This window comes from Sulfurimonas sp., from assembly GCF_047622445.1.
In the GTDB taxonomy this organism is placed as follows: domain Bacteria; phylum Campylobacterota; class Campylobacteria; order Campylobacterales; family Sulfurimonadaceae; genus Sulfurimonas.
This window is the reverse complement of sequence record NZ_JBLHOE010000031.1, coordinates 1-19,969: the sequence shown is the minus strand read 5'-3', so window position 1 is coordinate 19,969 and position 19,969 is coordinate 1. Positions and strand designations below refer to the sequence as shown.

Sequence of the window (19,969 nt, the reverse complement as noted above, 5' to 3'; positions counted from 1 at the left end):
TTAGTCTCCCGCCTCTATATTTAGAGGTAATTTAGTTAAGTTTTTAGGTTTAATTAACCAGAAGTTTCTTACTTCTACTCTAAAGTTTTCAAGTAATTCATTTGCTTTTTTACTCTCAGTTTCAACAACATAATCTTTAAGTAATTTTTTAAGTAAATGTCTCGCATCAGAGCCTTCATCCGTATCAATTCTTACAGCTTCAACAAGTTCGTGATTAACATTCTCAACAAAACTATGATCTTCATCATATACAAATGCAATACCACCTGTCATTCCTGCACCAAAGTTAATACCAGTACGTCCAAGAATTGCTACGATACCACCTGTCATATACTCACAAGCATTATCTCCCGTACCTTCAACAATTGCTAAAGCTCCAGAGTTACGAACAGCAAATCTCTCACCTACACTTCCTGAAATATAAAGTTTACCACCTGTAGCACCATAAAGACAAGTATTACCACCAGCCGCAAACTCTTCACCTTCATTTTTAGAAGTAATAATGATCTTACCACCATGCATACCTTTACCAAGGTAATCATTTGCGACACCCTCAAGATAAATAGAAACACCATGAATTAAAAATGCACCAAGAGCTTGACCAGCTACTCCTGTTAGATTAATCTTAATCGTATCAGCTTTAAGACCTGCATCACCATAGTATTCAGCGATCTCGCCTGAAACTAATGCACCAAAACTTCGGTGAACATTTTGAATTTCTCTGTTTATTCTAATAGGATGATCAGGATGCTTAATAGCTGCCATTGCTTCTACTAAAACACTTTGCTCAAATGAATTATCATCAAAAGGATGATTGAATTTTTGCTGATGCGTATTCACACCTTCCTCTTGGTGAAGTATAGAGCTAAAGTCAAACTTTTGAGCGAAAGGATCATCTTTAACTTTAAGTACGCTTACTTGACCTATCATCTCTTCCATAGTTTTGTAACCGAGTTCCGCCATAATTGAGCGGATATCTTCAGCTAAAAATGTAAAGTAATTAATTATTTGATCAATATGACCCTTGAAAAATTCTTGACGAAGTTTTTCATTTTGCGTTGCAATACCAACAGAACATTTATTTACATGACAGATTCTAAGCATTTTACAACCAACAATGCTTAAAACACCAGTACCAAATGCATAAGACTCAGCACCTAAAAGAGCAGCTTTAACAACATCTAAACCAGTTTTTAAACCACCATCAGTTTGTAACTCAACAAGGGAGCGAAGATTATTCGCTTTAAGTGCATTATGTGCTTCACTTAAACCAATTTCCCATGGATTACCAGCAAATTTAATCGAAGTCAGTGGAGCAGCACCAGTACCACCATCTCCACCAGAGATAATAATTTTATCTGCATATGCTTTTGTAACACCAGCCGCAATTGTTCCTACACCAATAGTAGAAACTAACTTTACCGCTACACGTGCTTTAGGATTTACTTGTTTACAGTCAAAAATCAACTGTGCCAAATCCTCAATAGAGTAAATATCGTGATGTGGAGGTGGTGAAATAAGTGTTACACCGGGAACTGTATGACGAAGTTTACCGATTAGTGCTGAAACTTTATGCCCTGGAAGTTGTCCACCTTCACCTGGTTTTGCACCTTGCGCTACTTTAATCTGAATCTCATCAGCCGAACGTAAATACGCTGGAGTTACACCAAATCTACCAGATGCAACTTGTTTAATTTTTGAAACTCTTTCAGTACCAAATCTATCTTTATCTTCTCCACCTTCACCAGAATTTGATTGACCACCAATTCTGTTCATTGCAATAGCAATAGTTTCATGCGCTTCTGGTGAAATCGAACCAAGACTCATTGCAGCAGATGCAAATCTCTTGAAAATTCTCTCTTTAGGCTCAACTTCGGAAATATCTATCGCTTTTCTTGTCGATTTTAAATCAAAGAAATCACGAATATATTTTAAGCCACGTTTGTTAATAAGATTTTTTAATGTATCAAAATCTTCTTTTTTACCACTTTCTGAAACTGCATGAATAGCATGAATAACAGCAGGTCCAAAATCATGATGTTCTTGTCCTGAATAAAATTTATAAAATCCACCAATATTTAATGGAAAAATCTTTTTAAATCCATCTTCAACAAATGCATCTTTATGGTATTTACTTATTCTTTCATCTATGTCTTCATATGTAAGGCCACCAAGTTCTGAGTGAGAATGTTCAAAACAATCTTTTACTATCTCATCGTTTAAACCTAAAACATCAAATAATGCAGAATTTCTATATGAAGCAATCGTAGCGATTCCCATTTTTGACATTATTTTAAGAAGTCCCCCATTAAGAGCACCATGTACAGCTTTAATAGCTTCCCTACAATCAATGTTAATAACATTTGAGGTATTGATTTTATCAATTACCGTTGCAAATAAAAGGTTAGGATATATTGCACTTGCACCATAGCCGATAAGGACCGCAGCACTATGCGAGTCAACTACTTCACCCGTAATACAAATCATAGAAGTTAGATGACGAACTTTTGCTTGAAGAAGTGCAAGGTTTAATCGTCCAACAACCATGGCCATTGGAATTGCTTTATTAAGTGCGGAAAACTCATAATCATCAAGGATAATAATTCGTGTTCCATCGTTTTTTACTGAAGAGACAACTGTCTCTACTAAAAGATCAAGACTTTCTTTCAAGGAGTTTGTATATGCAGTTGAAAATATAGTGTTGTGATAAAAAGCTTGATAACGAGGAGATTTTCTATCTCCAAATGATTTTAATACTTCGAGTTTTTCATGTGTAATAATTGGTGAAATTGATTTCAGTCTATGTGCATGTGTTGGTATTTCATCTAAAATATTGTGTACTTCACCAAAACCAGTATTTAAACTCATTACCACTTTTTCACGAATAGGATCGATTGGTGGATTTGTTACCTGAGCAAATTTTTGTTTAAAGTAATCTGTAAAGTTTCTTTGCTTATTTGAAAATGCTGCAAGAGGTGTATCATCACCCATTGAACCAACAGCTTCTTTGCCATCAATTATCATAGGTTCAATTACTTGTTCTACAATCTCTTGTGTAATATTAAAGTATCTTTGTCTTTTAACAAAATTCTCACGTGAGTATTCACAAGGAGTTTCATACTGAATCTCTACATGTTCTTGGAGATAAATCATATGTTCGTTTAACCATTTCATATAAGGGTTTGATGATTTTAAGTAGTCATTAATCTGCTCGTTTTTAAGAACTTTACCAAATTTCAGGTCAAGTCCTAACATTTCACCAGATTGTAAACGTCCACGCTCTTTAATATCTTCTTCTGCAATGTCTACAACACCATATTCAGAAGCGATTAAAAGATTATTGTCTTTTGTAATGATGTATTTTGAAGGACGAAGACCATTACGATCAAGTACACAACCAACGTAACGACCATCTGTTACAGAGAATGCTGCTGGACCATCCCATGCTTCAAACACAGTTGAGTGGTACTCATAAAAAGCACGAAGCTCAGGATCCATATGTGGAGAATTTTGCCATGCTGAAGGGATAACTGCACGAACAGCTTTAAAGAAATCCATTCCATTAACAATTAAAAACTCAAAAAAGTTATCTGCTGAAGCTGAATCCGAAGAGTTAAGTTGTAGTATTGGAAGAATTCTATCAATCTCTTCAGGAGTAAATACCTCCGACTTGATAGATTCTGATTTTATTTTTACGTTTAAACGATTTCCTTCAACTGAGTTAATTTCACCATTATGTGCAACTGCACGAAAAGGCTGTGCCAACCTCCACTCTGGAAGAGTATTTGTAGAGAATCTTTGGTGAAACAATGAAAAAGAGATTTTAAATGCTTCATTATTAAAGTCTTTATAAAACTCTTTAATATGAGTAGGCATTACAAGCCCTTTGTATGAAAGAACTTTAGAACTCATAGAAGCGATATAAAAATCTCTATCTTCGATTAATTTATGCTCAGTTTCTTTACGAGAAAGGTATAAAAGCGCATCGAACCTATTTGTAGCCATAATAGAATTTGGCGTGATAATCACTTGGATAATATTTGGTAATGTTGCTATCGCTTGATCACCTAATGCATTAATATCTATAGGCACGTCACGAAGCATTACAACTTTTAAATCATTATTCATACAGATTTCAGATAAAGTATCTAAATGTGCTCTATTTTTAGTAAATACAGAAGCTACAGCAAATTGTGTAGGTAGTTCCACCCCATTCTCGGATGAGACTTTTCTTATAAACTCTTCTGGCATAGAAAGCAGTAAACCACTACCATCTCCAGTTTTTCCATCTGCTGCAACTGCACCACGGTGCATCATTCTCTCTAATGCAGTAACTGCGTCATCTAAAACCTTACGTGATGCTTTATTTTTGATATTGGCTACAAGACCAAAACCACAATTATCTTTAAATGATCTTAATAAATCATGATGTTTAACCATTATTTCTCCTGAAATGTATAAATTCATTATAAAAACTTAATATTTTAAGCTTTTTTTAATCTAACTTAGTCTATTTAGACAAAGTGATTTGATTATACTAGATAAAGGTTTAAGGAAGCATTATTTAAGTAGAATTTTTTAAATAAATTTAAAATTTGTGTATAAAAGAAGCACACCAAAGTGAGTAGATGCAAGGTTACATCATAAATCTTAACAAAGTTAAAGAAGAAGACTTAATTGTTACAATAATATCAAAGAATAACTTACAAACTCTTTATAGGTTTTATGGTGCACGTCATGGGACTATAAATATTGGTTTCAAGATTGATTATGAAATCGGGGAATCTGCAAAATCTACAATACATAGACTCAAAGATGTAATTCATATAGGATTCAAGTGGATTAATGATTACTCTAAATTACGACTATGGCAAGATTTTTTAACTCTTTTTCATAAACACCTTAAAGATGCTGAAGATATTGGAGATTTTTACTTTACACTTTTAGATAATGCTTCTGAGCAATGGGGAAAACAAAACTCCAAACGAGTAGCTATTGAATCCTATGTTAGGATATTAGAACATGAGGGAAGACTTCATATAGAAAGAGAATGCTTCTTGTGCTCTATGAAAATCCAAGATAATGTATCTTTAATACGAGGATATTTACCTACACATGAAGAATGTACACACACATTAAGTATAAATACTGCCGGATTAAAAGAATTGTATAAAAATAAGTCTTCTTTATTTTTAAATGATAAAGAAATAGATAGACTATGGGTAATTTTACTTGAGGGTTTATAAGATGTCTATCAAACACATTACTTTATCTCTATCTTTATTGAGTACATTTACTTTGTATGCTGATATAAATGTTCAAGATGAGCATAGCTATCTCGATAATTTGCATTCAAGTATTTCTGATGATGTTCATACATTATCTCATTCCATAGACAAACTCTTTAGTGGCAGTGTAGATGATCAAAATACCACTTTAGTTAATAGATCTCCTTATGACACAACAAAGTCTGTTGACTCGTTTTTTCAAACAAATAAGTTTCTTAATGAAACTGAAAAAACTTTTTTACGTGTCAACTTTAATTCATTATTTCAGACAAAACACTCCAGCGATTTTAAGTATAAAATTCGAGCTCGAATACCACTTAGCCGAACTAAAAAGAATTACAACCTTTTTATTGAAGATATACAAGAAAATGGATCTAACCAAGTACTCAAAGATGAATCTATCAACCAAAGTTCTAGCACAGCTATCGGAGTAAATTATTTTGCAGCTAAAACCTATGGTATTAAATCAAAATATTCTATTGGTACATCAGGTTTTAATCCATTTGTTCGGGCAAGATACAACTTAAACTATTCTCTGCAAGATTGGTTCATAGAACCCGTCCAAACATTCAAATATTCTTCAAACAGAAAGTTCGAAGAAGAAACTAATGTCTATTTTGACAAAGTAATTAAAGATGCAGAACTTTTACGATTGACACTTTACAGACATACACAGGAAAATGTCAAAGGTATGGACTATGCCTTTAGCGCACAATACTTTCTTCCTTTGAAAAGTCAAACAGCGATTAGCATTTCACAAGTTTTTGTAGGAAATACAAAATACCTAGACATCCCTTATGGTTCTCCTACTACCCAAAGCTATAATACTTATGGTGGAATAAATGACTATATTACTACTGTAAACTATAGAGAAAACATTTGGAAAAAGTGGTTTTTCTATGAGCTTTCACCAGGAGTGAATTTTCATAGACAACATGACTACAAAGTTAATTATTCTATGCGTTTTTCAATTGATATATACTTTGGACAAACATATAAGAAACTATGTCCACCCAACTAAAAGATTTATATACTAGAGAGTATATAAACTTACTCTCTGTTAACATAACAAATTTTTATCCTAACTTTCTTAAAAATGAGTTCATTCCTTCTGTTTTTGACTTACAGTGGCATGATAAAGAGTTAAAAGAGAGAATGCACCATATATCTCAACGGTTACAGTCTTATTTGCCTCAGAGCTATATAAAATCAATTCAAATTTTAAAAAAAACATTTTTATATATGAACTATGATTTCTCTCTTCAAAATATGATTTTTCAAGATTATGTTGAACAGTTTGGACTCGATAATTTTGAAATTTCAATGGATGCCCTAGAATCTTTTACTATCAACTCTTCAAGTGAATTTGCAATACGAAGATTCATCATCAAGTATCCAAAGCAAACAATGCAGCAAATGAGAATATGGGCTGAGTCAAATAACTTCCATATTAGACGATTAGCGAGTGAAGGCTGTAGACCTCGTTTACCTTGGGCAATTGCACTAAAAGAGTTTAAACTAGACCCTACAGAGGTCTTAAAAATCATTAAAGTACTTAAAGATGATAAACATAAGTATGTACAAAAAAGTATTGCTAATAATCTTAATGATATTTCAAAAGATCACCCAGATATTATAAAAGATTTAGCCTCTCAATGGATTGGAAATACAAAAGCATTAGATGCTATTGTAAAGCATGGATGCAGAACATTACTCAAACAAAGTGATAGAAAAACATTAAATATTTTTGGCTTTAAGAAAACAACGAATCTCATACTTGAAAATTTTATCCAAGATGATAATGTAGCTATGGGAGAAGAATTTAATTTTTCGTTTCTCATCAAGTCTTTAAATAACCTAGGAAAACTACGTCTTGAGTTTGCTCTATTTTTTTTAAGAAAAAACAAAACACACAGCAAGAAGGTATTTAAAATTTCAGAAGGAACTTACAAGGAAAATAGTAAGATTTTTCAAAAAAAGTACTCCTTTAAAAATATTACTACACGCTCTTACTATAAAGGTTTACATAAACTAGAGATAATCATTAACGGTGAAGTATTTTTACATAAAGAGTTTCATCTCATCTAGTTTATTTTAAGCTATTTTTTCTTTGCTACTAAAGAAGCAATCTTATTCTTTTCTCCACGTAGATTTATGTCATTTCTTTCTTCGTAGTAAATAATATCCATACCAAGAAAAGCACTTAAAAGCTCATTTTTTGCTAAGAGGTATGCGGGATTCATACTTCCTTGTTCCGGTTTATCATGTGCTACAATAAAAGTTTCAAATATAAGTAATCCACCATCCTTTAGTGAATCAATCATTTGCTTCATTAAACGACGGTTTAGATAATTACAATTTAAAATCAAATCATAAGAATTTTTCTTTAAATCATACGTATCTAAATCAGTTTCAATTTTTAGAATGTTCTTTGTATCTTTTATTTGAGAAAGAGCATAGTCAGATAAATCAACTGCATCTATTATGAAATTTTTTTCTTCTAAGAAATGTGTATTTCTTCCCGTACCACAAGCTAAATCTAATGCAGTTCCAATATTAGCGTAATTTATATATTTCTTTAAAATTAGACTAACTTCATGTCGCATTGGCTTGCTTACATGTCTTTCATTCCATCTTGCCTTATCTTCAATCATGATAATCTTCCTTTGTAATCTTCATACCCAAACTCTTTAATAATATCTACTTTACCACTTTTACGGATAATTGCTAAAGATGGTAATTTAATCCCATTAAAGGTTGTATTTTTAACAAACGTATAATGAATTTGATCTTCAAAAACAACCTTATCTCCAATATTTAGAGGTTCATCAAAAGAGTAATCTCCCATTATATCCCCAGCTAAACAGGTATTCCCACCTAATTTGTAGGTATACTTTTTTTCTCCTGCCACACCACTTCCTCTCACATCTGCACGGTATGGCATAGCTAAAGTATCCGGCATATGCGCTTCTGCTGAAGTATCTAAAATAGCTATATTCATACCGTTTTGGAATACATCTAAAACTGTACTCAATAAATACCCTGTTTCCCAACCTACTGCTTCACCAGGTTCGAGATATACATCAACATTATACTTTTCTCTAAAGGATTTAATTATTTGAATGAGTTTTTCTACATCATAAGCTTTTTTCGTTATATGATGACCACCACCAAAATTAATATATTTTAGATTTTTAAAGTACTTAGAAAAGTTTTTTTCAAACGTAACTAGAACTTCTTCTAGAGCATCCACATCTTGTTCACATAGAGCATGAAAATTAAGCCCATCTATATGATCTAAGACTTCTTCATCAAAGTTTGCTAAAGTTGTTCCTAAGCGGCTATAAATTCCACATGGGTTATATATATCTTTTTGAGAGGAAGAAACTTCTGGGTTTATTCTCAGAGATATTTTAATATTAGGATTTATACCTTTAACAATTTCTTTATATTTGAGTAATTGTGATGGTGTATTAAAAACAATATCATCAGATATCTTAGCAATTTTTCTAATATCTTCTTCCTTAAAAGCCGGTGAATATGTATGTATTTCAGCATCAATATTATTTATTTTAAAAGTGTCATTTGCAAGTTGGGCTTCATGTAATCCACTTGCTGTACAGCCTTTTAGATACTTTGAAACAACAGAAAATGTACTCCACATAGCAAAGCCTTTTAAAGCTAAAATAACTTTAGCACCACTTTGTTTTTGAACATACTCTAAAGTCTGTAAGTTTTTCTCAAGTAGAGATTCTTCACAAATATAACAAGGGCTTGGAAGGCTTTTCAGGTCTAGCACTAAGATTTTTCTTGTCTAACTTTTAGCTCAGATATATAAGCACGCTTTACATTTAAAGCAACCTTTGCAAAAGCATTAGGGTTTAACCCCATTTCTTTTACCTGTGTACATGCTTTTAATACAGAAGCCTTACTCAAAATTGACTTTAAATTAACAGCACTCAAAACAATATTTAAGATCTGTATGTACTTACGTAGAGTTTCGCTTGCTTCATCTTTTTCCTGTAACTCTTTCAAGATTCGTATGTATAAAGGTTCAAGGTGCCAATGCTTAAACACCATACTACTTAGCTCATACGAAGTTGTACCGATAAGTAGCTTTTCATAATTGTTAGAATCTTTAGACTTTCGAAACCCTTCTTCAAATTCTTTTTCATATGAAGTTACACTTACTTCATTTGCAATAACAAGCTTTCCAGTTTCCATAATTAAAGCTAAAGGAGCTAAGAATCTTGCATCTTCTAAGTCAATTTTTGAGTACCATTGAAGGAGTAATGCACTTTGAATATTACAAATATCATTGAATCTTTCATTGGAAAATCCAAAAATTTCTGTTTTTGCTTTTATATTTTCTGAAACTGCATACTTCATCACAAAACCATATACTTGCATAATTCCAAAAAGTGTAACTGCTTGAGATACGGAAGCTATTCTAGTAGAAAATCCATATATTGGTGAGTTTGCCATTTTTAAGATATTTAAAGAAAGGAGAGAATCTGATTCTATAAAGCTTATTAGCTTATTTATATCTAACTCTTCTTGTCCAGCTGAATAAAGTTTTTGAATATCTAAGATAGCATCAGACAGGGGTGCTAGTGCATCTATAGATTTTACAATATTTTCAACATTCATACTTCTATCTCTTCTTTTTGTTATATGCATTTTTAATACGGCGTGCAACATGTTCAAAATGTACATGATCTAAATCAAGATTTCGTACAATTATACTCGCCTTTGCAATCGATTCATCGGTTAGGAATTCTTTGACATTTACGGCTGTTCTAATCACATCTAAAGTATCGATGTAATACTCCATTTTCCCAGTTATCTCTTCATCTTCAATATCTAAATTTTTTAACATTTTTACATATAACGGTTCAAGGTTCCAATGATCAAATAACAAGCCACTTAAGTGATACGAGGTAGTTCCGACTAACTCATACTCATACTTCTCAATTTCTTCACACTCTTTAAGACCTTGCTTAAATTCCACAGTATATGCACTATTTGCTATTTCTTGTGCTAAAACAAGTTTTCCAGATTCCATTATAAGTGCTAGTGGAGCTAAAAACTGAGCATGTCGTAAATCTACTTTAGAATACCATTGCATCATTAAGTGACTTTGAATATGACACATCTCATTAAATTCAGTTGGAGAAAGGTTATAAGCTTGTGTCTTTGCTTTAATCTTTTGTGTCATTGCAAAATTAATCACTAAACCATACATAATATGTGTTCCAAATAAAGATACCGCCTGAGATACAGAAGCAATTTTTCTAGAAAAACCATAAAAGGGAGCATTTATCATTTTTAAAACATTAGCTGTTAAAAGTGCGTCTGACTCAATAATACGTACGAGTTTAATTATGTCGACATTCTCAGCACCTTCATCATATAACTTTTTAATTAATATCGCTGAATCTGATAAAGGTGGTAAAGACTCTATCGTATCTACTAAGCTTTTATAATCCATTTTATACTTCTAGTTCTTCAACTTTCCAAGGTAAACCTTGTCTGTTTAACTCATACATAAAAACATCCGGATCAAACTCTTCCATATTAAATACACCCTTTCCATTCCACTTATTTTCTAAGATAAGTTTTGCACCAATCATAGCTGGTACTCCGGTTGTATAAGAAACAGCCTGAGAGTTCACTTCTTTAAAACATTTTTCATGGTCACTTACTTGATAAATATATATCTTTTTACGTACACCATCCTTTATGCCCTTTACTACTACACCAATATTTGTCTTACCTTTTGTTCTTTTACCAAGTGAGGCAGGATCTGGAAGTAAGGTACTCAAAAACTCTATGGGTATAATTTTTTGACCCTTATGTTCTACCTCTTTAATTCCTAACATACCAACACTTGATAAACAGTGCATATGCATTAAATATTTTTCACTAAAAGTCATGAAAAATCGTATACGCTTCAGACCTTTTATATTCTTAATTAAAGATTCCATCTCTTCATGGTAGAGTAAGTAGGAATCACGTTTACCAACTTCTGGATAATCCCATACAATTTTTTGCTGTAGTGGTTGGGTTGTAAACCAACGTCCCTCTTCCCAGTATCTTCCATCTGCTGAAACTTCACGAAGATTTATCTCAGGATTGAAGTTTGTTGCAAAGTTATAGCCATGATCTCCATCATTACAATCTAAGATATCAATCGTTTCTATAGAATCAAAATAATGTTTTTGTGCATAAGCACAAAATACATTTGTCACACCAGGATCAAAACCACTTCCGAGAAGTCCCATAATTCCAGCTTCTTTAAAAGCATCATGGCGTTCCCATTGAAGTTTATACTCAAATTTAGCAACATCGGGATGTTCATAGTTTGCGGTATCAAGATACGGAGTCTTAGTCGCGATACAAGCGTCCATAATAGTCAAATCTTGATAAGGCAAAGCCACATTAATAACAATATCTGCCTTACAGGCATTGATAAGTTCAATGAGTTCAGGAGTATTATCAGCATCAACAGTCGTTATTTCTACACTTCCCTTTGGAAGTTCAGACTGTATTTCTTGGCACCGTTTTAAAGTTCTACTTGCAAGGATTATACGTCCAAATATAGATGCATTTCGTACGCACTTATGTGTAACTACACGACCTACTCCGCCAGCGCCTATAATTAATGTTGTTTTATTGCTCATGTTTATCCTTCATCTCTTGTACTACTTTTTGTAATTCTTCTGCTTTTGTTTCTTTAGATATTGCTGTACCGAAATATACAGTTATTACCCTACGTTTGAAAAAAGAACGTGGATTTCTTGCCCGACAACGTGAAAATAGACTGCCTTCTAAACCTGAGATAAAAAATGGAACAATGACTCCATCATAACCTTGATCAATATACTCATAACCTCTTTGAAATGTATTTAGCTCATGCGTCTGGCTAATTTTACCTTCTGGATATACTGCAACTATCTTACCTTTTAAAAGTCTACTATGCGCTTCTTTAAAAGCATCTTTAGAAGCTCTTGGCGAAATAGGAATAGCTTCACCTCTTTTACATACAAAATTAAAAAGTCTCCAATTATAAATCTCTTTATCCATCATAAAATTAATCTGTTTGTTTAAAGGTAGTTGCAAAATAATCCAATCCAACCAACTCACATGATTTCCAAGTAAAAGAACACCACGAGTAAGAGGAATATTCTCTAAACCAATATATTCATATTTATGACCGAGCATAGACAGAAGTTCCAGAATAGTCCAGAATGTCATAATCAAATACCGTTTAAACACAGTTAATGTCATATATACAGCTACAAAACCCATCACATAAAACAATGACTCTGCATTTGTACCAAAGTATGCAAAAATAGTGGTTATAAGTAAAAATCCAACCATAAATAAATTTTGAATAAAGTTACTTCCAGCTAAAACTGTCCCTAAATGAATGCTTGGCGTAATTAACTGTATCCTCGCATTTAAAGGAACCATTACAAGACCAGAAAAAATTCCAAATCCAAAAAATAAAAAGGCTAAAGTTTCAATAGAATTAGTCTGTGCAACTAAGAAAACTACAATCATGATCCCAACAGAGCCTATACTCACAAGTCCCATATTAATATAATACTTGGAGAATTTTGACGCAAAAACAGAACCGATAACTATACCAATTCCCGCTAATGCCATTACCCCTTGCACTGTAATTGCATTTGTAATACCAAGTTCACTTTTCGCAAATTCACCAAAAATAGAAAGTATTACTTGAGAGATAGACCAAAATAAGCTAAGTACGATAATTGCTTCAAAAACTTCTGGTTTTCTTCTTACAATTTTAAGATTTTTATATAAATATTCACCACGAAAATACTTTTTACTTTCAAATTTTCTTTTTGTATGGTGTAGCATTTTGTTAGGTAACTTTGAAGATAAGTATAACTCGATAAGAGAACCTAAGACTAACAACCATCCAAGAGGAGCTATAGTCTGCAAAATCTCCTCTTTACTTGTAAAATTATCATTTAATAAGTTTTCAAATAAAACTGTATAAAAAATAATACCGCCTAAAATCGCAACAGTTGTAACAGCCTGAACTGCTCCATTTCCTGTACAAAGATGTTGTTCTCCAACTAGTTCTTTAATGTACCCGTACTTTGCAGGTCCGTAAATTGCACTTTGTAATGCCAAAACAAAAGTCAAACCAAAAGCGATATAGAACCAACCTTGATAGTATGAAAAAGTTATCAACAGAGTAATAACTACAGCTAAAAGAGATGCATACTTCATGATTCTATTTTTAGCATACTTATCTGCTAAAAATCCAGATGGTGAAAACATCAAGATAAAAGGGAGAAGAATGAGAGCATTGACTATTGATGTTAAAATAATTTGCATTTCACCATCATATACTTTAAAGATAGTATTTTGAATGATTATTTTATGTCCTAAATCTGTAAATGCATTTAAAAATACAACACCAAGATAATTCATAACACCTATAATGGCAAACATTCTTCCCATTGACTTAGTTTTCTTCAGTATTTACAAGGGTAGTACTCCAACCCTCATAAAAACCTTGATTTTCTTTTATTTTGATGTAAAGTCCATTGAGAACATTATTAAGAACATCATTTGTAACTGCATGTTTTTTTACTAAAGCTACTCCATGCTCAAATTCTTCAGTACTAATATCATCTTTAAAGGAAAAACCATCTAATTCTAAAGTATTTAAAAATCTGTTTTTTTGTGTCGGTGTAAGAAATGAAATATAATGTTCTACATCCCTTAGTATTTCTAAATCTTCACCTTCTTCTTCAAGTAAAAAGATTATTTTATCACTTTGAATATGAATAAATTCTAACTCCGTAGGGAAAAGTTGCAACTCGTAAAAATTCCATTTTTTATCTTTAATGATATTACTTTCATAGGCATAACCTGTGTCTTTTAAAATAGAAGTAACCATAGGATTAAGTTCTTTAGAGGTAGATGCACAAAAATAGAACTCAGTCCAACCGTCAACCATTCTGCTTCCAAGATAGTGCGCTTTATCTTCATACTCGATAGCAATAATCAAAGATTCTTTTGTCTCTAAGAACTCTTCATATGCTTCACTGGAGTCATCAAGCCCACCGTACTTTACAAAGACACTAAACAACCAAGGATTGTCACTTTTAATCTCACCTGCATCGATATTTACTTCGATGTTAAATATACTTGTATCTTCTACTCTTGAAAAAATTTCTCTCATGCATTCTCTATTACTTATTTTTATCTTATTATAGCTTAAAAAGCTGAATATTTTTATCTTTATTGAAATTGATTATCAAAACTATTGACAAGAAGGATTTTTTATATTACAATACGCTCAAATTAACAAGAATGATAATTGGTATCAATATCATTAAAGGAAAATAAAATGAACTCAAAAAAAATAACTCTAAGCTTATTAACAGCTTTAACCCTAACTAGTACAGCATTCGCTAATGATAAAAGTGAAATAGCTCAGCTTAAACAAGAGATGAGTGAACTTAAAGAGATTACACAGTCTCTTATAGATGAAACAAGTGATTTAAAATCTGGTTTTAATTACACAACTGTTGATCCAACTAAGTCACACAGCGGTTTAGCAAGTGCTGCTTCAAAAGTTTACTATTCTAAGTCTCCTCTTTCCATAGGTGGTTATGGTGAAATGTACTTTGCATCTCAAGAAGGAGATTCAACTGATAAAAGAACTTTAGATGTATATAGATTTGTTCCATACATCGGGTATAAATTTACAGACAACATCATCTTAAATACAGAAATAGAGTTTGAACATGGTGGAGTAGACGCCAAAGGTAATGGTGGCGAAGTTATCATGGAGTTTATGTATTTAGACTTCTTAATGGATAAAAAGTATAACCTTAGAGTTGGTCATATGTTGATGCCAATGGGTCTCATTAATGAAAGACATGAACCAACACTTTTTACAACAGTACAAAGACCAAATACTTCGAAAAATATCATTCCATCAACTTGGCATGAGAGCGGTGTAATGGTATATGGTGAAATCACAGAAGGTTTATCATACAACTTTGCTGCAACGAGTGCTTTAGAGACGGGAGTAAATGGTTCAAAATGGTTACGTGATGGCCGTGGTGGTTCATATAAACAAACAGACCCTAGCCTTGGGTTCACAGCAAGACTTGACTACACTGGAACAAATGGTCTTCTTTTAGGTACATCAGCGTATTATGCACCTTCTGAGAGCACTACTAAATCTGCAACTACAATAACAGATGTGCACGTAGATTACAAGGTTGCAGGTGCGAGAGTGTATGGAACGTATGCAATAGTAAATAGATCTCAAGCTGGTAATATTGCAACGAACGCTGTAGATAAAGCATATGGTGGTTACTTAAACCTTAGTTATGATTTACTATCTTCATCTTCTACAGGTTCATTGCCTGTGTTTGTTCAATATGAAGATATGAATGCAGAAGATTCTCGGGCAGATGGAACTTCAGGAGATGCAACAAAAACGACAACTCTTGGTATAAATTACTTTCCACATGAACAAGTTGTGTTAAAATTAGACTATGCAATGCAAAGCAAAGGTTCTACTGATGACAATATCGCAAGTGTGTCAATGGGCTTTATATTCTAAAAAAGAGAAAATATGTTTAAACAAACTATCTATATACTTCTATTACTTGCACTCCCTTTGAGTGCAAAAGTACTTATTTCACCAATAGATGCTATGAAATCTACTTATGGAAGTGGCACAATTATCACAAAGAAAAATATTTTACTTTCTTCATCACGTGCTAAAACTATAGAACAAGCTGCACAAGTAAAGCTCTCAAGTAAAATTTTCCGTATATTTAAAGCGACTAAAGACACTACTCTACTTGGGTATGGTGTCCTTATAAATAAAAAAGTCCGTTCAAAAAATGCAGTAGTACTCTACTTTATATCCAAAAATTCCATCTTAAAAAGTATAGAAATTATTGCTTTTAATGAACCTTTAGAGTATCTCCCTTCTAAAAATTGGAATTCTCAATTTAAAGATATTAGTACAGATACTATGCTAAAAAGTTCAAGGGATATTCCAACTATTACAGGAGCTACACTCAGTGCTAGGGCTATTACAAATGGCTCACGGGTAGCTTTTGCAATATATAACGAAATGCTTAAGGAAAAATAATGAGATTTACTCTCATAAAAAACTTACGCCAAGACAAGAGTATGCACCCTATTCTAACGGGTTTACTCTTTTTTACTTTTTTTTATATTATCTCAGACATCTTGGTAAAACATTTAAATTTTGGCGTATTCCCAAACGAAGTTATGACAACACTCTTTGGAAATGAAGATGAATTTATAGATCCACTTAGTGCCTCATCATTCTTAGAGTTTTGGCATGTAGAGATATTTTTTATGATGATGATTCTACTTACACTTTCTACTGTATTTATAAGATTAGCTAAACATACTACCTTTAAAGCTATTGTTTTAAATGCATTAATGCTCAGCGCCCTTTTTTCACTTATTTCACTTTTACTTGCTTTTTTTATATCCCAAGCATTTGTTCTCGTATACTCAATTTTATTTTTTGCTTGGCATATAATTGCTATGTATATGATATTTTATTCCCTTTGGAAACTCTACTATGACCCAAACATATAAATACTCTATAGTTTACTTCTTAGCTTTTTCTATGCTCCTTGTAGGAAGTGGTGTAATGTTATTTGAGCAAAAGATAGGTTTTAGTACAAATGCTATTGTTGCGTATTACTTAGGAGATGAAGATAAGTTTATCGTAGCAAAGAGTTCCACAGGAATTCTCAAAATTGTATTACCCCATCTTTTTGCATTTGGGCTTTTTGCTATGGTTATTTTACATTTTTTAATTTTCACAAAATACAAAGATACAAAGCAAATCAAGATTCTAATTTACATACTCTTTACCAGTGCCTTTCTAGAGGTATTTAGCCCATTTTTTATTATTCTAGGAGCTGAGTTTTTTTCTTATATCAAAATCACTTCATTCATTGTGTTAGAGAGTTTGATTATCTATATATCTTGGTTACTTCTTAATTCCATTATGAATAACTAAATCTTTTACATATCTTGAGATATTATCGCTAAATCGTAACTTCCTATCACTTTGCATAATTATATACGCCAAGTCATGTCCATTTAAAAATTCATACGCCTTTTTAATAGGCATAACGCTTGCTGCTGTTGCATAGGCATCTAAATCACTACTAGGTAATTCTGAAATCAAAGTGATAGATATAAAGTTTTTTTGAGACTCTTTCATTTTCGGATTTATGAGATGGTTATGTTTTTTAGATTGTACATAACGATTGTAATTACCACTTGTACTAATGCCAACATTGGCTTTTAAAGTTTTAAACGAGAGTAAGACATCATCACTAAAAGGGTCTGCAACATCGATGTCACATTCATCTAAACAACGAATATCTCCACTTGCCGCAATGATTCCTTTACTTAGCTGTTTAGATTGAAAGTATTCATGCACTTTATCTACAGCAAAACCCTTCCCCATTCCACCTAAATCTACTTTTAGAGCTTTATCTAAAGTAGCCACCTTCGTAGTAAAGTGTAAACCACCAAAGTTTGTACTTGCTTTTTTGAGTTCTACGTTACTTGGAATAGTTTCTACTTTACCGAATTTATATAAATCCTTAGTAATAGCACCTATCGTGATGTTAAAATATCTATTACTTAGGCAATAATACTTTTTACTTAAGTCCAATGCCTCATATGCGTATGCATCTAACTTCACCATTTTGTTTTTGTTAAGCTGATAGATGATTGCTTGTGAATTGTAAGACGATAAGGAAAGTTCTATATCCTCAATTAGGTGAAAAGCATTTTCTATATATTTTTTATGTTTTTTTTCTAAAGAGATTGTAACAAAAGTACCCATAGCAACTTTGGTACGAGAAAACATCTCTGCACTTAAAAAAGTTACAGAGATAAAAAAGAGAGAAAGGAATTTAAAGGTTAATAATCTCATTAACTTCAAGTCCAAATCCACCGAGACCAACAAAATCACTCTGCTTCATTGAAGTGATTAAGTTCATTTTAGAAACGCCAAGAGATGTAAGGATCTGTGCGCCTGTACCTATCTCTTTCATAGCTGAGTTATCTTGATGTGTTGTTTTATTTATAAACACAAGTACTCCAGAATTTTGTTTAAGATACTCAATAGAATTAACTAAGTTATTATATTTTTCTTGATTTAAAAGAAGTTCAATGTCTGTTACAACATTATGAACACGAACATTTGCAACTTCACCAGCTTTATAAAATACAACAGCTGTATGTTCAATCCCATCATGATCTTCAAATGTGTGTTGTTGAACTTTTACATCAAAAAACTCTATTTCTTGAACTTTTGTTTCATGTACAAGTCTTTCATTTGCTAAACGATACTCAACAATATCTGAGATAAATACTGTTTTAAGATCATGTTTTTCTCCAAAGATATCAAGATCATCACGTCTTGCCATTGTTCCATCTTCTTTAATAATTTCACAGATAACACCAGCTTCACTCAATCCAGCTAAACGACAAATATCAACAGAACCTTCAGTATGCCCAGTACGAACAAGTGTACCACCCTCTTTTGCAATAAGTGGAAAAATATGTCCAGGACGAACTAGTTCATCCGCATGAGAAATAGGATTTGCTAAAATTTTAATAGTATCATCTCTCTCTGCTGCAGAAATACCTGTTAACGCACTTTTTGCATCAACACTTACAGTAAATGCTGTTTCATATGATGAAGAGTTTGAGCTTACCATTGGATTTAACTGTAATCTTGTTGCCATAGTTTTGTTTAAAGCTACACAAATAAGTCCACGTGCCTCTTTTGCCATGAAGTTTACATGTTGGGGAGTTGAGAATGCAGCTGCATATACTAAGTCTCCTTCATTCTCTCTATCTTCATCATCACACATTATGATCATCTTGCCTTTTTTAATCTCTTCAATCGCTTCTAAAACTCTCTCTATGGGTGTCATGCATTCTCTTTTAAATAATTTAAGTGATTATACTCAAATAATTATTAATAATATAAACTAAAAAGGTATAATCACAAAAACTCTCAAGGATACTTATGAGAAGTACAAAAACTAATGAAGAAATAATAGAAGAATTTAAAACATTTGAAAATGATAAAATGAGCGTAGTTCTTTCTACTGTAAGTACTAAGAATGAGCCTTTAACAAATTATTCACCATTTGTTACAAAAGATGGAAACTACTTTATCTGTATAAGTTCACAACTACCTCACTATATAAATATGATAGAAACTCAAAAAGCACATGCTTTAATAATAGAGGATGAAAGTAAAGCGAGCAATATCTATGCTAGAAAACGTTTATATTTTAGTGTTACATGTGTACTAGAAGAAGATACAGAAAATATCTTTAAGCTTTTTGATGCTAGATATGGAGAATCCCTTTCTTTTCTTAGAGAAATGAAAGATTTTAAAGTTATAAAGCTTATTCCATCTGAAAAAAGCCTAGTACTAGGATTTGGAGCTGCCTATAAAATGGATATGAATGGTCAACTAGTAAGTAAAAATATCCAGCATAAATCCTAGTTTGAGAAATATTTTATATTTTGGTAAATTTAGGCAAATTTCCCTTGACATTAAAAAGCAATTTGTCTATAATTTCGGC

General features: G+C 32.3%; 18 protein-coding genes. 8 read left to right on the top strand and 10 right to left on the bottom strand.

Going from position 1 to position 19,969, the window contains the following annotated elements:
* Positions 1 to 4,440 (bottom strand): glutamate synthase large subunit, encoded by a 4,440-nt coding sequence (gene gltB / locus ACI9TV_RS08420; protein ID WP_415250335.1) that lies wholly within the window; start codon positions 4,438 to 4,440, stop codon positions 1 to 3.
* Positions 4,441 to 4,628: 188 nt separating this feature from the next.
* Between gltB and recO the strand changes: the two genes are divergently transcribed.
* The 3 genes from recO to ACI9TV_RS08405 are packed head-to-tail and all read left to right on the top strand — an operon-like array spanning position 4,629 to position 7,376.
* Positions 4,629 to 5,246, top strand: coding sequence for a recombination protein RecO (recO, locus tag ACI9TV_RS08415; protein WP_415250334.1), 618 nt, complete (start codon positions 4,629 to 4,631; stop codon positions 5,244 to 5,246).
* Between the two features lies 1 nt (position 5,247).
* Positions 5,248 to 6,309: a hypothetical protein gene (locus tag ACI9TV_RS08410; RefSeq protein ID WP_415250333.1), complete on the top strand. Its 1,062-nt coding sequence runs from the start codon at positions 5,248 to 5,250 to the stop codon at positions 6,307 to 6,309.
* Positions 6,294 to 7,376 (top strand): DNA alkylation repair protein, encoded by a 1,083-nt coding sequence (locus tag ACI9TV_RS08405; protein WP_415250332.1) that lies wholly within the window; start codon positions 6,294 to 6,296, stop codon positions 7,374 to 7,376. Before ACI9TV_RS08410 ends, ACI9TV_RS08405 begins: the two co-directional genes overlap by 16 nt.
* Positions 7,377 to 7,387: 11 nt before the next feature.
* On the opposite strand, the gene ACI9TV_RS08400 is transcribed toward ACI9TV_RS08405, so the two are convergent.
* The 7 genes from ACI9TV_RS08400 to ACI9TV_RS08370 are packed head-to-tail and all read right to left on the bottom strand — an operon-like array spanning position 7,388 to position 14,517.
* The gene (locus tag ACI9TV_RS08400) at positions 7,388 to 7,942 is read right to left on the bottom strand and encodes a class I SAM-dependent methyltransferase (protein ID WP_415250331.1); all 555 of its coding nucleotides are present in this window, start codon (positions 7,940 to 7,942) and stop codon (positions 7,388 to 7,390) included.
* Complete coding sequence (gene nspC, locus ACI9TV_RS08395) at positions 7,939 to 9,093, bottom strand: carboxynorspermidine decarboxylase (RefSeq protein WP_415250351.1); 1,155 nt, start codon at positions 9,091 to 9,093, stop codon at positions 7,939 to 7,941. Before nspC ends, ACI9TV_RS08400 begins: the two co-directional genes overlap by 4 nt.
* On the bottom strand, positions 9,087 to 9,938 hold the full coding sequence (locus ACI9TV_RS08390) for an HDOD domain-containing protein (protein ID WP_415250330.1): 852 nt from the start codon (positions 9,936 to 9,938) through the stop codon (positions 9,087 to 9,089). The genes nspC and ACI9TV_RS08390 overlap by 7 nt, the downstream gene beginning before the upstream one ends.
* A 4-nt stretch (positions 9,939 to 9,942) precedes the next feature.
* A complete protein-coding gene (locus tag ACI9TV_RS08385) occupies positions 9,943 to 10,779 on the bottom strand; it encodes an HDOD domain-containing protein (RefSeq protein ID WP_415250329.1) in 837 nt (278 codons plus the stop codon).
* Between the two features lies 1 nt (position 10,780).
* A complete protein-coding gene (locus tag ACI9TV_RS08380; RefSeq protein WP_415250328.1) occupies positions 10,781 to 11,971 on the bottom strand; it encodes a saccharopine dehydrogenase family protein in 1,191 nt (396 codons plus the stop codon).
* Positions 11,961 to 13,790 (bottom strand): MFS transporter, encoded by a 1,830-nt coding sequence (locus ACI9TV_RS08375; protein ID WP_415250327.1) that lies wholly within the window; start codon positions 13,788 to 13,790, stop codon positions 11,961 to 11,963. Before ACI9TV_RS08375 ends, ACI9TV_RS08380 begins: the two co-directional genes overlap by 11 nt.
* A gap of 4 nt (positions 13,791 to 13,794) precedes the next feature.
* Positions 13,795 to 14,517 (bottom strand): DUF695 domain-containing protein, encoded by a 723-nt coding sequence (locus tag ACI9TV_RS08370; protein ID WP_415250326.1) that lies wholly within the window; start codon positions 14,515 to 14,517, stop codon positions 13,795 to 13,797.
* A 168-nt stretch (positions 14,518 to 14,685) separates the two neighbouring features.
* On the opposite strand from ACI9TV_RS08370, the gene ACI9TV_RS08365 reads away from it, so the two are divergent.
* Genes ACI9TV_RS08365 through ACI9TV_RS08350 form a run of 4 tightly spaced genes read left to right on the top strand, consistent with a single transcriptional unit; the run spans position 14,686 to position 17,367 of the window.
* Entirely contained in the window at positions 14,686 to 15,915 is a 1,230-nt protein-coding gene (locus ACI9TV_RS08365) for a porin (RefSeq protein ID WP_415250325.1), read from the top strand.
* Positions 15,916 to 15,927: 12 nt separating this feature from the next.
* Positions 15,928 to 16,455, top strand: a complete 528-nt coding sequence (locus ACI9TV_RS08360) for an FMN-binding protein (protein ID WP_415250324.1) — start codon at positions 15,928 to 15,930, stop codon at positions 16,453 to 16,455.
* On the top strand, positions 16,455 to 16,937 hold the full coding sequence (locus ACI9TV_RS08355; protein ID WP_415250323.1) for a hypothetical protein: 483 nt from the start codon (positions 16,455 to 16,457) through the stop codon (positions 16,935 to 16,937). The genes ACI9TV_RS08360 and ACI9TV_RS08355 overlap by 1 nt, the downstream gene beginning before the upstream one ends.
* The gene (locus ACI9TV_RS08350; protein WP_415250322.1) at positions 16,921 to 17,367 is read left to right on the top strand and encodes a hypothetical protein; all 447 of its coding nucleotides are present in this window, start codon (positions 16,921 to 16,923) and stop codon (positions 17,365 to 17,367) included. Before ACI9TV_RS08355 ends, ACI9TV_RS08350 begins: the two co-directional genes overlap by 17 nt.
* Here the strand turns inward: ACI9TV_RS08350 and ACI9TV_RS08345 are convergent.
* Both ACI9TV_RS08345 and ACI9TV_RS08340 read right to left on the bottom strand, forming a co-directional pair.
* Positions 17,338 to 18,297 (bottom strand): FAD:protein FMN transferase, encoded by a 960-nt coding sequence (locus tag ACI9TV_RS08345; protein WP_415250321.1) that lies wholly within the window; start codon positions 18,295 to 18,297, stop codon positions 17,338 to 17,340. The genes ACI9TV_RS08350 and ACI9TV_RS08345 overlap by 30 nt on opposite strands.
* Complete coding sequence (locus ACI9TV_RS08340; RefSeq protein WP_415250320.1) at positions 18,278 to 19,306, bottom strand: bifunctional 3,4-dihydroxy-2-butanone 4-phosphate synthase/GTP cyclohydrolase II; 1,029 nt, start codon at positions 19,304 to 19,306, stop codon at positions 18,278 to 18,280. The genes ACI9TV_RS08345 and ACI9TV_RS08340 overlap by 20 nt, the downstream gene beginning before the upstream one ends.
* 95 nt (positions 19,307 to 19,401) lie before the next feature.
* Between ACI9TV_RS08340 and ACI9TV_RS08335 the strand changes: the two genes are divergently transcribed.
* On the top strand, positions 19,402 to 19,890 hold the full coding sequence (locus tag ACI9TV_RS08335) for a hypothetical protein (RefSeq protein WP_415250319.1): 489 nt from the start codon (positions 19,402 to 19,404) through the stop codon (positions 19,888 to 19,890).
* The last annotated feature ends 79 nt before the right edge of the window (positions 19,891 to 19,969 follow it).

What these genes read in the sequence shown, in the direction of transcription:
- gltB (WP_415250335.1), bottom strand. Translation starts at nt 4,440, where the DNA reads ATGGTTAAACATCATGATTTATTAAGATCATTTAAAGATAATTGTGGT.
- recO (WP_415250334.1), top strand. Translation starts at nt 4,629, where the DNA reads ATGCAAGGTTACATCATAAATCTTAACAAAGTTAAAGAAGAAGACTTA.
- ACI9TV_RS08410 (WP_415250333.1), top strand. Translation starts at nt 5,248, where the DNA reads ATGTCTATCAAACACATTACTTTATCTCTATCTTTATTGAGTACATTT.
- ACI9TV_RS08405 (WP_415250332.1), top strand. Translation starts at nt 6,294, where the DNA reads ATGTCCACCCAACTAAAAGATTTATATACTAGAGAGTATATAAACTTA.
- ACI9TV_RS08400 (WP_415250331.1), bottom strand. Translation starts at nt 7,942, where the DNA reads ATGATTGAAGATAAGGCAAGATGGAATGAAAGACATGTAAGCAAGCCA.
- ACI9TV_RS08390 (WP_415250330.1), bottom strand. Translation starts at nt 9,938, where the DNA reads ATGAATGTTGAAAATATTGTAAAATCTATAGATGCACTAGCACCCCTG.
- ACI9TV_RS08385 (WP_415250329.1), bottom strand. Translation starts at nt 10,779, where the DNA reads ATGGATTATAAAAGCTTAGTAGATACGATAGAGTCTTTACCACCTTTA.
- ACI9TV_RS08380 (WP_415250328.1), bottom strand. Translation starts at nt 11,971, where the DNA reads ATGAGCAATAAAACAACATTAATTATAGGCGCTGGCGGAGTAGGTCGT.
- ACI9TV_RS08375 (WP_415250327.1), bottom strand. Translation starts at nt 13,790, where the DNA reads ATGGGAAGAATGTTTGCCATTATAGGTGTTATGAATTATCTTGGTGTT.
- ACI9TV_RS08370 (WP_415250326.1), bottom strand. Translation starts at nt 14,517, where the DNA reads ATGAGAGAAATTTTTTCAAGAGTAGAAGATACAAGTATATTTAACATC.
- ACI9TV_RS08365 (WP_415250325.1), top strand. Translation starts at nt 14,686, where the DNA reads ATGAACTCAAAAAAAATAACTCTAAGCTTATTAACAGCTTTAACCCTA.
- ACI9TV_RS08360 (WP_415250324.1), top strand. Translation starts at nt 15,928, where the DNA reads ATGTTTAAACAAACTATCTATATACTTCTATTACTTGCACTCCCTTTG.
- ACI9TV_RS08355 (WP_415250323.1), top strand. Translation starts at nt 16,455, where the DNA reads ATGAGATTTACTCTCATAAAAAACTTACGCCAAGACAAGAGTATGCAC.
- ACI9TV_RS08350 (WP_415250322.1), top strand. Translation starts at nt 16,921, where the DNA reads ATGACCCAAACATATAAATACTCTATAGTTTACTTCTTAGCTTTTTCT.
- ACI9TV_RS08345 (WP_415250321.1), bottom strand. Translation starts at nt 18,297, where the DNA reads ATGAGATTATTAACCTTTAAATTCCTTTCTCTCTTTTTTATCTCTGTA.
- ACI9TV_RS08340 (WP_415250320.1), bottom strand. Translation starts at nt 19,306, where the DNA reads ATGACACCCATAGAGAGAGTTTTAGAAGCGATTGAAGAGATTAAAAAA.
- ACI9TV_RS08335 (WP_415250319.1), top strand. Translation starts at nt 19,402, where the DNA reads ATGAGAAGTACAAAAACTAATGAAGAAATAATAGAAGAATTTAAAACA.